Source organism: Ruegeria sp. CH11 (genome assembly GCF_056537105.1).
In genome coordinates this window covers 160,091-173,657 of record NZ_JBQFQX010000002.1, presented here as the reverse complement: position 1 = coordinate 173,657, position 13,567 = coordinate 160,091, and the positions used below count along the sequence as shown (strand labels likewise).

The following is a 13,567-nucleotide window of genomic DNA, read 5'->3' as shown; positions in this document are numbered from 1 at the left end:
GGATTGAAAATTGGCTACGCAAACTCTGAAACTGAACGTCAAATCCGGCGAAAAAGACGGCAAGAACTTCTGGGACCGCTGCGGTGTCCTCTTCGTCAACACCGACGACAGCGGCAACATCCCGCATCTGAAAAGCTGGAGATCATCCGTTTGGTTGAGCAGTCACATCTGCCAACCAAACGAACCCTGGATAAGCTCGGCATTCCCAAATCCACATTCTATCGCTGGTATGATCGGTATCTGGCGGGCGGTCCGGAGGCCCTGGAGGATCGCAGTCCCAGACCTTCACGGGTCTGGAATCGGGTTCCCGACCCGGTTCGTCAGAGGATCGTGGATCTGGCTCTGGCGGAAAGCGAGCTATCGCCTCGGGAGCTGGCCGTGCGCTTCACCGACACGGCAAAATACTTTGTCTCAGAGTCTACGGTGTATCGTGTTCTCAAAGAGCAGGATCTGATCACCAGCCCAGCTCATGTGGTTTTGGCAGCTGCAGACGAGTTCAAAGACAAGACGACAGCCCCAAACCAGCTTTGGCAAACCGACTTCACTTACCTGAAGGTGATTGGTTGGGGTTGATTCTATCTCAGTACGATCCTGGACGACTACAGCCGCTACATCATCGCCTGGAAACTCTGCACCACGATGAAGGCGGCCGACGTCACCGACACGTTGGATCTGGCCCTGCAAGCTTCCGGCTGTGATCAGGCAACGGTCCTGCACAAGCCAAGACTGCTAAGCGATAACGGGTCCAGCTACATCTCGGGTGAACTGGCCGAATGGCTTGAAGATCAGCAGATGGAACACGTCCGGGGCGCACCGTATCACCCGCAAACCCCGGGCAAGATCGAACGCTGGCATCAGACCATGAAGAACCGGGTTCTGCTGGAAAACTATTTCTTGCCCGGCGACCTGGAACGTCAGATCGGCACCTTCGTCGATCACTACAATCACAGGCGCTATCACGGGAGCCTACAAAACCTCACGCCCGCAGATGTCTACTTCGGGCGCGGGCAAACCATCCTAAAACAACGAGAAAGGATCAAACGAAAGACCATCGAAACGCGACGCTTGCTTCACCGCAAATCCGCCGCATAATCACACCAACCAGATGAGCCAGATCCTCTCTTAGATCAAGCCCCTCTCAGGCCCAAAACCCCTGACGACGGACAGGTGATACCCTCATGGCTTCCCGGCTGCCATCCCAGCATACGGCCACCTTTTCAGGAGAAACCTGACCTTCAAAGGCCTATGGCAGAACCAGCACGGGGTGCCCGGACCCAACGGCTGCATGTTCAACAAGCTTTGCGCGATCATGAACTGACCGCTTCTCATGCTTTGGGTAGCCGGCGTCGCCATCTATCGATCGGACCACATCCGCCTCCGTAAGAACGGTGACTGCGGGTTTAAGATCAGCAGCCGATGCGAATCCCTCGCGATCAAGGCGCAGAACGTTAGGGCGGAACGCCATTTACTGACGAGTGTCAGGAAACAAACAGGTTACCATTTGCTCGTAAGCGCGATTGATATCGCTTGAAAGGCAAGAACGCGCTTCCGACTTATTGCCTTCTTTGATCGCTGACAGCAACTGTAAGTGGATTTCGTTCGAAATCTGCAGGTGACCTCGGATATTCAGAAGATGAAAATAGGGGGATACGCGTAGCCACAGGTTGCGAATGATCTCGAGCGCGACAGGATTTCCCGATTGCTCGTAAATCGTAAAGTGGAACAAGTAGTTAGAATGTATGAAACCATGATTGTCAGACGCTTGTTCGGCTTGGACCATTTCCGTGAGATGATCTTCCAGTGACCGAATGAATTCTGGCGTCTGATTGTCGATCGCCCGAGACAGTGCTGCTGGTTCAATTTCGCAGCGCACATCTCGAAGATATCTCAAGTCCTGTCGTTCGAGTTTAGGGACTCCCATGGACCGACCTGACAGGTGTGTCAGTGCCCCACTATGGGCTAGTCGCGCCATCGCTTCGCGAATTGGCATAGGGCTCACACTAAGCGCCTCACTCAACGTTGCGACCGTTACGGGCTGACCAGGTTCTAGCCCGCCTTCGAGGATAAGCTCGCACAGTTTACTAAACACGATATCCTGCAGGTTTTCGCGCTTGAGCGGCTGCATTTTTGAAAGGTCATGCATGTATTTTTTATATGCCTCGCATACCGCTTTTGTCCATCCTAAATTTTATCATTGACCTTTGATCAAATATCAAACATGAATTATCAAGACGCGCGGCAAATCCAAAGGAGGGCTGTTTGCTGCACGTTGCCAGATTGTTTGCCTTAGGCGGCGCCGCCTGTTTGCGCCGCCGATAGGAGATACGGCCCGGACGTTGCGTTCCTTCCGGGGAGGTGACGTTGGGCAGGATGCTCCCGTGAGGAGGTGCAAATCTGTCGCAGATACCGCTGCTGTCGACATGGCGGCTGAAACACCCGGCCTAGTTATTTGGCCTGCAAAAAAAGTAAAAAGGAGAGGAACTCATGATCAAAGATTTAACCAAAACCCTTCTGGTAGGTCTCGCCGTTACCGCTGCGGGTGCCACGACGGCCGCCGCACAAACGACGCTGCGTATCCAGAACCACCTGGGGCAATCGTCACCTTACGGCGTCGCAATCCAGAAGTTTGTCGAAGACGTAGCCACCATGTCGGACGGCACGCTTCAGATCGAGATGTTCTATTCGTCGGCGGTGGTTCCGACCACGGAAACTTTTGACGCCGCAAAAAACGGAATCATCGATTGTGACATGACCAACGGCGGCTACCAAGTAGGTAAGAATGCGGCATTCCAGTTTGTCGCAGATACGATGGGCGGCTACGATACGCCGCTGCAACTCATGTCTTGGATCTATCAGGGCGGTGGCAGAGAAGCGATCAACGAACTTTATGCGACTCATAACATGACCTACATTGGGGGCCATGTTGGCGGTCATGAATCGCTGAACTCCTCTCGTCCGCTGAACGGTATCTCTGATCTGGAAAACTTCAAGTTCCGTTCGCCTCCGGGTATGGAATCAGACATCTTCTCCAGCCTCGGCGCCAAGCCTGTCGTCATGGATTTCACCGAGATCGTCACGGCGCTTGAGTCGGGCATCATCGATGGCGCCGACGCGTCGACGCTTGCGACCAACCTGAACATCGGCATTTACGATGTTGCCAAGCACACCACCTACCCGGGCTTCCACTCGATGTCGGCAGACCACCTGGCATGCCGCTCCGATGTCTGGAACGCACTGTCGGACCAGCACAAGACAATCATCGAAGTGGCTGAAAAGGCGCTGGCGATGGAAGTGATGATGTCGACGCTGATCCAAAATGGTGAGGCGCTGCAGAAATTGCCCGAGATGGGTGTGACCACATACAACTGGTCGGAAGAAGACCGTGCGACTTTCCGAAACGCTGCGTTGGCCGCGTGGAAGGATTGGGGTGCTAAATCCCCCGAAGCTGGCAAGCTGGTTCAAAGCCACGTCGAATTCCTTCAGCGCATCGGCCTGCTGGAGTGACTTCGCAGAGGTGAAAAAATTGAAAACCACCGGCGGTTCCCGCCGGTGGCACTTATAAAAACCGAACCCAAACGCTGGTGAATACGCGTTTACGCTGGGAGGCCAAGAAAATGACCGAACATGAAAAGACAGGTCCGCTGGATCCGATCACATGGGGCATCAGCCGAGTTGCAATGTGGCTCCCGGCATTCATCGTCTCGATCATCTTTCTGGAAGTCGTTTTACGCTACCTATTCTTGCGGCCAACGCTATGGGTCAATGAGACCTCGCTTTGGGTCGCGGGCGCTGTGTATCTGATGGCCGGTCTCTACTCTATGCAGCAGCGTAGTCACATCCGGATATTCATTCTCTATGATTTGGCACCGCTCTGGCTGCGGCGGATTTTCGATATCCTCTCAACCTTCTGCGTGTGCATTTTCGCGGCGGCGCTGATTTGGGGCGGATACAATGAGGCCGTTGAAAAACTCCTGAGTTGGGAGCGGTACGGCACGAAGTTCAATCCACCGATACCGGCCACCATCAAACCACTCATCCTAATCACAATGGCGCTCTTGGCGCTCCAGGCGATTTCTAACCTGATTTACGATTGGAACACCGAACAGGGAGAGAAACACTACGGCGAAGAGGACTTCGAAGAGCTGCTCGAAGACCTCGCTGAAGATCATCTGGATGCACGCCCGGCGGGAATAGCGGCGGACCATGAAGACTGGATTGACGGCGCATCAGAAGGAGAAGTCCAGGATAGCGACGACTTCTCCCCTTCCGACAGCAAAAAAGAATAACCCCGAGAAGCGCGGAAAGGAAAGACGCAATTATGGACATTGGAACGATTTCGCTCGTCTTGCTGGTAGGAATGCTCCTCCTACTTGCGATTGGTATGCCGCTGGGATTTGCCTCAGGTTTTCTGGCCGTTGTCGTCATGGTCATGAAGTTTGGCCCCGACCTCCTCTTCGGTCAATTTGGCACCGGTCCGCTGAATATTCTGCTTCAGCGAATTTACGGGATTACGACAAGTTATGTCCTGGTCTCAGTGCCGCTGTTCATATTCATGGCGAACTTGCTCGAACGTTCAGGCATCGCGCGGGACATGTACTCGACCCTCGACGTTTGGCTTAATCGCACCCGCGGTGGAGTTGCCGTCGTCACCGCGCTCATGGCGATTGTCATGGCGGCAATGTCCGGCATCATCGGTGGCGAGGTGGTGCTTCTGGGACTGATCGCGCTGCCACAAATGTTACGGCTTGGCTACAATCAGAACCTTGCAATCGGAACCATCTGTGCCTCCGGCTCTCTGGGGACAATGATTCCGCCGTCAATCGTTCTGATTTTCTACGGCCTGGTTACCGACACGTCCATCCATGCGCTGTTCCAGGCAGCCTTTGTCCCGGGATTCATACTCGCGTTCTGCTACATTGCGTACATTTTGATCCGAACCCGAATCCAACCTGATCTGGCGCCTTTACCAGAGACTTCCGAGAATGACTTGTCAGGTGAAGAAAAGCGTTTGTACGGCCTCGCCCTGATTGCCATGATCGTCGGCACAGGGTCCTTGATCTTGTCCCTGCGTGCGGTCTTCTTCAACACGCTCGGGACGATTGAGATTGACACGAGCTATGTATCCCTTGGCTTCATGATCAAGTCCGCCATTCTTTCGGCCGCGCTTTTTGCCTACCTCATGTTCGTTGTTGGTCTTGAAAGAGCCAAGACAGCTTGGGAATACGGCAAGGGCATGGTTGCGCCTCTCCTGATCGTTTTCGTGGTCCTAGGCTCCATCTATGGCGGAATAACCGGGATCACCGAGGCCGCCGGAATCGGTTCGGTTGCAGTGCTGTTGCTGATCATTTTCCGCGGTGAATTCTCTTGGGTTCTGCTACGCGAAGCGTCGATGCGAACGTTCAAATCCACCGGGACAATCATATGGGTGACAATCGGCGCGACTGCGCTCGCCGGTGCCTATACGATCGCCGGCGGCCCGACCTATGTAGCCAACCTGATCGTTGGGCTGGAGATGCCGACGCTTGGCGTGCTACTGATCATGATGCTGGTGTTCCTGTTTATGGGCGCCTTTATGGACTGGACCGGAATCGTGCTGCTGGTCATGCCCGTTTTCCTTCCGATCGTCCTCAAGCTTCCTTGGGAGGAACTGGGGTTGACCGGTGGGCTTGACTCGCAGTTGGCGGTTCAAGTCTGGTTTGGCGTGCTGTTTTGCGTGAACATGCAGGTCAGCTTTCTGTCACCACCGTTCGGCGGCGCGGCCTTCTATCTTAAGTCCGTTGCTCCTCCGCACATCACGCTGCCGGATATTTTCAAGAGCTTTCTGCCCTTCATAGGCATTCAGATCATGGTGCTGATGCTCATCCTCCTGGTTCCGCAAATCACGACCCTGTTTCTTCACTAGAGGCAAGTCGGGCCTCCGTTTCCTCCCAGACGGGGGCCCGAGAATCTCTGGTGTGGGGGGAGAGATGGAGAAAAACGAACCAGTTCGCAAACGCATCGGTACGCCTTCGTTCAATCAGTTTCCTGCATTTGGGCGTACGGAAGACCGGTTCAATCGAACAGACGCCGCCGCTTGAAAACAGGGGTCTCCTAAAGGCTTTTTTGCCCTGCAACGGTTGATGGAAGCCGTCTTCTCAAGAGGCCTGCACGAGCATGTGCAGGTTCTTCAGCGGATAGAAAGTTTTGAGGTGGAGGGCTTTCTTCGGCCATTGACAATTAGAATGATCTTTGATCAAATATCAAAGAGATAAATTCAACACATGCCCGGCAGATCCAAAGGAGTAGGCTTTGTTGCAGACACTCGCGAAGAAAACCGCGCTCACCACAACGTTGACCAGCATCGAAGGCGCAGCGGTAGAGGTGGAGTCACAAAAAATCCTTTTCTTGAAACGCTTTATCGGAAACCACCGGCGGGCCGAGGCACCAAGTATGGTGACGGCCTTAACCTCGCGGCCCGATTGTGCCGCTTGAGCCGAACCTCGGAGTTTAAAACATGGTGCAAGCCCCTAATGCCGTCTTTCTTGGTCGGATCGCCGTCGATCTCTATGGCGAGCAATTTCACAGTCCTTTGGAGGAAACCCGAAGTTTTGCACGTTACCCGGGTGGCTCCAGTGGCAACATGGCAATAGCAGCGGCGCGAGCTGGCGCAACGGTCGGGCTGATTTCGGCGGTCGGGAACGATCCAATGGGCCGCTACCTGATGCGTTCATTGCGTCGAGAAGGCATTGATACACGTGCCATGACCGTGAATGGGGACCGGAGAACGGCCCTAGCTTTTCTTGGCATGCTCAACGGCGAGGCCGACCAGCTGGACTTCTACCGGGCCAATTCTGCGGACGCGTGTATCGAGTTTGACAAGATCCCGACGGATTACTTTGTGAACGCCCAGTTCCTAGCGCTAACCGGGACTCATGTGGCCGACGCGGAGGCTTGGCGAGCGGCCTCGCCGATTGTGGATGCTGCTGAGGCGGCAGAGGTGCCCCTGGTGTTGGATATCGATTTACGCCGCTCATTATGGTCGGAATTCCAACTCGGGCTGGAAGGGTCAGTGGCGCGCGTGCGCGACCTGCTGCCTCGGGTTTCCATAGTCGTTGGCAACGAAGAGGAGATAGCGCTGATCCTTTCCGGTGACATAACACTTCCCGCCGATGTCACGGTGGTCAGAAAGCTCGGGCCGAACGGGGCGCGCTGGTCGGGAGCCGATGCCGAATTTCAGGTTGCAGGGCACAAAATCGATGTCGTCAATCCGGTAGGAGCAGGGGATGCGTTCTTAGGCAATCTTACTGCCGCGTTGCTTGTCGGCGCGTCGCCACAGGTGGCGTTGGCCAGAGGTAACGCCGCCGGAGCGCTGGTGGCCACGAGGCATGGCTGTGCAACGGAAATGCCTTATCCCGACGAACTCGACCTCTTCCTGGATGGAGTTGCCCAGGATGATCCGGAGCTGAGTCAACTGCACCGAGCGCACAGTAGGCCGCCGCTGGAGCTACCTGTGCTGGCTCTGGCATGTGACCATCGAAAGCCCTTCGATGAGCTCGTAAGAAAACACAATCGGCCGCACGAACACGCCCAACGTTTTAAAAACCTGGTCTTCAAGGCAATGCGCTTGGGAGCAAAGGGCGTAACGGGGATGCAGTCCGGTATGCTCATGGACCCGAAATATGGGCAAACCGTGCTCGACCGGCTTGCGGACGACGGTATCTGGACCGGGCGTCCCATCGAGGTGACCGGATCGCGCCCCTTGATCTGCGAAGCGGGGCACGCGCTGGCACAAGACGTTGCGAGCTGGCGTCCGGGACAGGTTGCCAAAGTTCTGGTCTGGTATTCTCCTGACGATCCCGACGAGCTGCGCGCTCAGCAGATCGACACGCTGAAGTATCTCCAGGCGTCCTGTCGCGCCGCAGGCGCTGAATGGATGCTGGAACTCGTGCCACCGCTCAACATGCCGCGCGATGGCGAAACCCTCATCCGGGGCGTGTCTCAGTGCTACGAAACCGGATTGCGGCCCGATTGGTGGAAATTGCCCGCGCTGACCACTTCGGACGGTTGGACGCAGTTGGACGAGACGATCCGCGAACACGACGACACCTGTCGAGGAGTGATTGTGTTGGGGCTGAACGAACCCGCTGATTTGCTTGAGGCTGCATTGCGCCTCGCCGGTAAGAGTGCCTGCTGTCAAGGTTTTGCGATTGGCCGGACAATTTTCGGTGGTCCCGCAGAATCGTGGTTTTCCGGCGACATCGACGACGCGGAAGCGGTGGACCGCATGGCTGTCACTTACAAACGACTGATTGAATTTTTTCTGGACGGGAGGAGTATGAAATGATGCAAGGTGTCACCAAGCGCAGCGAAAAAGCCGGGGATGTCGACCTCGTGGAGTGGCCCGAGCCGGTCGCACGACCCGATCATGTGGTTCTTGACGTGGCCGCCGCAGGTATCTGCGGCACGGACCTTCATATCTACCGCAACGAATACAATGTGAAACCGCCTGTTGTGATGGGCCATGAGGTCTGTGGCAGAGTCGTCCAAACTGGAGAAGGAGTTGACAAGGCTCTGATCGGGCAGCGCTTTGTTGCCGAAACCTTCTTTTCAACTTGCGAAACCTGTCGCTATTGCCGGAGCGGGAGGCCCAATCTTTGTCTCGATCGTCGCTCCATCGGAAGCCACGTTAACGGTGCAATGGCGCCATTAGTTGAAGTCCCGGTTGGCAGTTTGCACTGCGTGCCGGCGGCGATGTCAGATGCCGCTGCCAGCCTCGCCGAGCCGGTGGCCTGCGTCACAAACTCGATGTTTGGTACACACGGATATGTCGAACCGTCGCAGCCCACCTTGGTGATTGGACCCGGGTCTATCGGACTGATTGCAGCACAGGTGGCCGCCGCGCAAGGAGCGGATGTCACCGTTCGCGGGACAGATCGCGACGCACTTCGCCTTGATCTGGCCCAGAAACTTGGCTTCAACGTTTCGAAAGTTGGCGATGGCTTGCCGCATAACCGCTTTGAGACGGTGATCGAATGCTCCGGCAATGCTCTTGGATACGCCGATGCGATCAGGTTTGCGGCGCGTACCGGGCATATTGTGCAAATGGGATTGTCGGGGAAATCCTCGGACCTGCCGTCGGATCTTATTTGCTACAAAGAGCTCACGATCACCTCTGGTTTCGCCTCAACGCCGCGTTCGTGGCACAGGGCCATGGCGCTGATGAACTCCGGCGCTATCGACCTTGAGAGCCTTGTCACGGATGTATTTCCATTGTCCGACTGGCGAAGCGGCTTTGACCGATCTTTCGCCGCAGATGGCGTGAAGTTCGTTCTCGCTAACTTGTAAACTCAATTACTATTCCGAAGTACCTGCGTGGCACTGCCTTAGGAAACCAGTTTGAGGAGGTGTCCGTCGACAAAAACTTTCGCTTCCATGGCTTGATGCAGGCGTTTTCCAGAACCAACCGGATTTACGATGCGACCAAGACGTTCGGCAATATCGTGGCGTTCAGGGACCTTGAGCAAGCGACCGTTGATGCGATCACGCTGTTCGGTGACAAGAACACAAAGAACGTCGTGCTTGAGAAGAGCTACGACGAGTACATGAATGGTTTCGTTGATCAGGAAACCGGCGCGGCGCGACGCGGGTTCATTGATGTCGTGAAGGAGTTGACCGAGCGCTTCCCAAAGCCAGACGAGATTGTCAAAGAAGTAGATAAAAAGGAGTTCGCGAAGCTCTTTGGTGAGTATCTGAGAGTTGAGAATGTGCTCAGGAACTACGACGAATTTTCAGCATTGAAAGCCTATCAGGGGCTGGATTTAACAGATCCAGCTGCCGTTGAGGAGTTCAAGCAAAAGCACTATTTGAGCGACGAGGACCTCCGCGACCTAGCGGCGATAGACCTGCCTTCAGACCGAGCAGTTCAAGACTACAGATCAACATACAACGACATTCGCGATTGGCTGCGCCGGGAAAAGTCTTCGGCTGAGCAAGAACAAAGTAATATTGAGTGGGACGATGTCGTTTTCGAAGTGGATCTTCTGAAGTCGCAGGAAATCAACCTCGACTACATCCTCGAGCTCATCTTTGAGAAAAACAAAAAAGTGAGGAGCAAAGGGGATCGGATTGAAGATGCTCGCCGCGTCATTCGCGGTAGTCTTGGGAACCGAGCCAAAGAGAGCCTGATTGTGGACTTTATCAACCAGACTGATCTTGATCAGATAGATGATAAGGCAGGCGTGATCGATGCATTTTTCTCTTTTGCTCAGGAGCAGCAACGCAAAGAGGTAGACGAGCTTATTAGGTCGGAAGATCTAAATTCCGATGCGGCAAGGCGCTATATTTCTGCTTCCATAAAACGCGAATATGCAAGTGAAAACAGTGCTGACCTCAATGCCATACTCCCCGAGATGAGCCCACTAAATCCGCAGTTTCGGACCAAAAAGAAGACCGTCTTCGAGAAGATTGCAGCTTTTGTCGAAAAATTCAAAGGTGTTGGCGGGCAGGTCTAGCCAAAACGTTGAGGTGCCCTACGATTGCTGTTTTGCTTCTGCTTGTTGCCAGTCGTGATACGTCTGTTTTGATCCCTTGACCTTCCACTCCAGGCGTCCGTTGCTGTTTCGGTCCAGGACGACAGCAGCGGCGGCTGAAGGGCTATTGAACGACCAGGGTTTCGTGAAGCGGAGTTTTTGATTGCCGTCGGCGACCAGAGTGCCGTCGGATATGAGCTTTTCCTTCAAGCTGCCGTAGCTTAGTTGGACATAGCCAGTTTCGGTCAGCGCTTCGGACCCTTCCAGTACAACAAATTCGCCGTCCTCTTCGACAGCCGTCGCTTTGACGCCGCTCTTGTGGCGGATCTCGAATTGCACTTCGCCCTCGGTCCGCTCGTCAACAGGCTTCGCTGTCTGTGTTACCGCGCGTGGTTTTGGCTTGAGCATATCCAGACCGATTACGGGCAGGATGATGCGTAGGTTTGAGAGAAACTGCTCCATGTTGGCTACGTCGGCCTCGGGCAGTCGCCGCCTGCTTGTGTCCGGCTGCGTGCCGTTATCCAACATGACGCGGCCTGCCTGGGCGGCTTGCTCTATGAGTCGCGCCTCCAGATACTCCTCGTGTCCTTTGGAAAGGTCATCGTCACTTGTGGTGATGGTGATGGCAGTTTCCCAGAAATCTCTTTTGATCGCGCTTTGCTTGATCCTCTCGGCCACCGAATTTCCGGAGCCAATATAGGTGCGGGTGGCACCGGTTTTTTCGGGATCGGGGCCCGAGAGGATATAGATGCCGGTCCGATCAACTTCATCACGAGCGGTCAGGTCGCCGAAAGCTGAAGCGCCGCTTACAAAAAGCAAACCTGTCCAACCATGGATTGTCGCTTTTCGCAGCCCGGTTGGCTTCCCGTCTACGAGGAAAAGCTGGATTGTTCGACCGAATGAGCCCTCTGTTTGCACGATTTGTTCCTTGAAAACATGATTCTAATAATTTCTTGCACAGCTCACTCTAACCACGAAATTACATGATTGTCGTCCCGTGAGGACGGCTTTCCCATACGGACCGCACCGAGGCTCAACGGGCCGTTGGCCCGCTCCCCCCGATCCAGGCATCATTCCTTTTGTTGGGTCCGCCCAACATCCCTGACCGTGGCGGTCAACCTTAGTCCATCCCCAAAATCAGCCACCAATTTCCCCTGTCTCGCTGGCGAGCCATTCCTCGCGGGGCAAATTGGTGTCTGATTTTGGCGCAGACATTTTCTTCGCAAATGTGGCCGATTGACAGCCCCGTTCAGGGCCGTGGGTCGGGCTTTGCCCTCTCCCACTCTGTTCCGCCGAATACATGCGTATTCGGTCAGATCAGGTGGCCGAGGCGCAGCCCATCGGCGGAAAGGGGCGTGAAGCCTCTCCCGCGTCACTTTGATCGAGGAGGCCACAAATGGCACCGAAGTTTGATGTATATGCCCACGTCACCCTCACCATTATTGCAGAGATTGAGGCAGGCACGCCGCCATGGCGCAAGCCGTGGACTGGGAGCGCGTCGGGCATTGCCCTGCCAACCCGACACAATGGCGAGGAGTATCGCGGGATTAACATCTTGATGCTCTGGGTCATGGCAGCAAAGCATGGCTATGTGTCCAGCCGCTGGATGACCTACAAGCAGGCGCAAGAGCTGGGCGGCCAAGTCCGCAAAGGCGAGACGTCTTCGACTGTGGTCAAATACGGGACGTTCACCCGAGAGAACGAGCAGGGCATTGAGGAAGAACTGCCCTATGCGCGCGCCTATCGCGTGTTCAATGCCGCTCAGATCGAGGGTTTGCCGGAGGACTACTACATCCGGCCCGAGGCCCCGCGCGATCTTGGCACAGCCGAAGATCCTGAGCTTGAGGCGTTTTTCAGCCGGACAGGGGCAGAGATCCTCACCAGTGATGATCCGCGCGCCTATTACAGCCCAGCCAAAGATCACATCCACATGCCGCCGATTGCCACGTTTCACGATGCAGTAGGCTACTATGGGACGTTGGCCCATGAGGTGATCCATTGGACCGGCAGCGAAAAGCGGCTGGAGCGGATCAAGAAGTTTGCAAATCGAGAAGCCTATGCCTTTGAAGAACTGGTCGCAGAAATTGGCGCTTGTTTTCTTGGTGCTCAGATTGGCGTCGCGCCGGAATTCGACCAAAGCGCCGCCTACGTTGAAGGTTGGTTGAAAGCGTTCAAAGAGGACAAACGGGCGATTTTTCGTGCGGCATCTGAAGCGCAGAAAGCCGCAGACTTTGCATTGCAAGCAGCAGGTCAAAGCAAGGAGGTGGCAGCATGACTCCCGACTATCACAGCGATGATTTTGCGACGGCGCGTCTGGAAGATACCGTCAGCTTGCGAAGCGCCGCCCGTGAGGCGCACGCCACGCTTTACGCGGTGTTGAACCGACTGGAACTGAACGATCTGGACGGCGAAGAGCAGCCCTATATCGACGATTGTCTCGGGGCACTCGCAATCCTTGAGGAGGCGTTGCGATGACCTTGGAAGAGATCAAAACAGCAGTGGACGCGGGCAACCGCGTTCACTGGGTCAACAGCGGGTATGTGGTGACGCGTGATGACCTCGGGCGATACTTCATCACATTCATGCGGAACGGGTCGGCTATCGGCTTGACCGGTCGGGATGGCACCCTCCTGAACGGCGAGCCTGACGAATTTTTCATCGAGGAAAGCGCCGAGGATTGCCATGAAGTACTCTGACATCAGGCAGGCGGCCCGAGAGGGCCGCGCCAGCGTGCATCTTCATGGGTTCTGCAATCTGCCCGATGGCGGGCAGGAGTATTGTGATGATCCAGAACTGATTGATGGCTGGGCGATCTATGTCCGAGTTGAGACCCCGGACGACCCGCAACAACACTTTGATCTGCACGAGCTGCCCGATCATCAAACCTATGCCAGCGCCGAAGGCGCGGCCCGCGCAATAGCGCTGCAATTGCTTGGCGATGCTGAGGCGTGGAACCACGACTAGTGGTGCCATGCCTTGCGCATGAGGCTGGGCTTTGCCCGGCGGTCGCAGCCTATGGCTGCTCCAAACGGAATACAGGCAGTTGATGCAATATTATA

At 55.3% G+C, this 13,567-nt stretch carries 13 protein-coding genes and 1 pseudogene; 12 read left to right on the top strand and 2 right to left on the bottom strand.

What is annotated here, in order from left to right; all coding sequences use genetic code 11:
• Window positions 1-105: 105 nt before the first annotated feature.
• A pseudogene (locus tag ACR0LX_RS04765) lies at window positions 106-1,092 on the top strand (IS3 family transposase); the annotation flags it as partial.
• 373 nt (window positions 1,093-1,465) lie between these two features.
• On the opposite strand, the gene ACR0LX_RS04760 reads toward ACR0LX_RS04765, so the two are convergent.
• Entirely contained in the window at window positions 1,466-2,143 is a 678-nt protein-coding gene (locus ACR0LX_RS04760; RefSeq protein ID WP_170609997.1) for a GntR family transcriptional regulator, read from the bottom strand.
• 341 nt (window positions 2,144-2,484) lie between these two features.
• Here ACR0LX_RS04760 and ACR0LX_RS04755 point away from each other — a divergent pair, with 341 nt between their 5' ends.
• From ACR0LX_RS04755 to ACR0LX_RS04725, 7 genes are all read left to right on the top strand, one after another.
• Window positions 2,485-3,504: a TRAP transporter substrate-binding protein gene (locus ACR0LX_RS04755; protein ID WP_170609999.1), complete on the top strand. Its 1,020-nt coding sequence runs from the start codon at window positions 2,485-2,487 to the stop codon at window positions 3,502-3,504.
• Window positions 3,505-3,614: 110 nt separating this feature from the next.
• Window positions 3,615-4,286 carry a TRAP transporter small permease subunit gene (locus ACR0LX_RS04750; RefSeq protein WP_480782738.1) on the top strand — a complete coding sequence of 224 codons (672 nt, stop codon included), beginning with the start codon at window positions 3,615-3,617 and terminating at the stop codon, window positions 4,284-4,286.
• 32 nt (window positions 4,287-4,318) lie between these two features.
• The gene (locus tag ACR0LX_RS04745) at window positions 4,319-5,902 is read left to right on the top strand and encodes a TRAP transporter large permease subunit (protein WP_170610003.1); all 1,584 of its coding nucleotides are present in this window, start codon (window positions 4,319-4,321) and stop codon (window positions 5,900-5,902) included.
• A gap of 386 nt (window positions 5,903-6,288) precedes the next feature.
• On the top strand, window positions 6,289-6,471 hold the full coding sequence (locus ACR0LX_RS04740; RefSeq protein ID WP_170610005.1) for a hypothetical protein: 183 nt from the start codon (window positions 6,289-6,291) through the stop codon (window positions 6,469-6,471).
• A 22-nt stretch (window positions 6,472-6,493) separates the two neighbouring features.
• The gene (locus ACR0LX_RS04735) at window positions 6,494-8,323 is read left to right on the top strand and encodes a PfkB family carbohydrate kinase (RefSeq protein ID WP_170610007.1); all 1,830 of its coding nucleotides are present in this window, start codon (window positions 6,494-6,496) and stop codon (window positions 8,321-8,323) included.
• Window positions 8,320-9,324 carry an alcohol dehydrogenase catalytic domain-containing protein gene (locus ACR0LX_RS04730; protein ID WP_170610009.1) on the top strand — a complete coding sequence of 335 codons (1,005 nt, stop codon included), beginning with the start codon at window positions 8,320-8,322 and terminating at the stop codon, window positions 9,322-9,324. Before ACR0LX_RS04735 ends, ACR0LX_RS04730 begins: the two co-directional genes overlap by 4 nt.
• Window positions 9,325-9,383: 59 nt before the next feature.
• Window positions 9,384-10,490 (top strand): type I restriction endonuclease subunit R, EcoR124 family, encoded by a 1,107-nt coding sequence (locus ACR0LX_RS04725; protein WP_480782737.1) that lies wholly within the window; start codon window positions 9,384-9,386, stop codon window positions 10,488-10,490.
• 18 nt (window positions 10,491-10,508) lie between these two features.
• Here the strand turns inward: ACR0LX_RS04725 and ACR0LX_RS04720 are convergent, their stop codons facing one another.
• Entirely contained in the window at window positions 10,509-11,426 is a 918-nt protein-coding gene (locus ACR0LX_RS04720) for a GIY-YIG nuclease family protein (protein ID WP_170610010.1), read from the bottom strand.
• Window positions 11,427-11,904: 478 nt separating this feature from the next.
• Here ACR0LX_RS04720 and ACR0LX_RS04715 point away from each other — a divergent pair, with 478 nt between their 5' ends.
• The 4 genes from ACR0LX_RS04715 to ACR0LX_RS04700 are packed head-to-tail and all read left to right on the top strand — an operon-like array spanning window position 11,905 to window position 13,472.
• The gene (locus ACR0LX_RS04715) at window positions 11,905-12,783 is read left to right on the top strand and encodes a zincin-like metallopeptidase domain-containing protein (RefSeq protein WP_170610012.1); all 879 of its coding nucleotides are present in this window, start codon (window positions 11,905-11,907) and stop codon (window positions 12,781-12,783) included.
• A complete protein-coding gene (locus ACR0LX_RS04710) occupies window positions 12,780-12,983 on the top strand; it encodes a hypothetical protein (RefSeq protein WP_170610014.1) in 204 nt (67 codons plus the stop codon). The genes ACR0LX_RS04715 and ACR0LX_RS04710 overlap by 4 nt, the downstream gene beginning before the upstream one ends.
• Window positions 12,980-13,204 carry a hypothetical protein gene (locus ACR0LX_RS04705; protein WP_170610016.1) on the top strand — a complete coding sequence of 75 codons (225 nt, stop codon included), beginning with the start codon at window positions 12,980-12,982 and terminating at the stop codon, window positions 13,202-13,204. Before ACR0LX_RS04710 ends, ACR0LX_RS04705 begins: the two co-directional genes overlap by 4 nt.
• Complete coding sequence (locus ACR0LX_RS04700; protein ID WP_170610017.1) at window positions 13,191-13,472, top strand: hypothetical protein; 282 nt, start codon at window positions 13,191-13,193, stop codon at window positions 13,470-13,472. The genes ACR0LX_RS04705 and ACR0LX_RS04700 overlap by 14 nt, the downstream gene beginning before the upstream one ends.
• Window positions 13,473-13,567 lie beyond the last annotated feature (95 nt).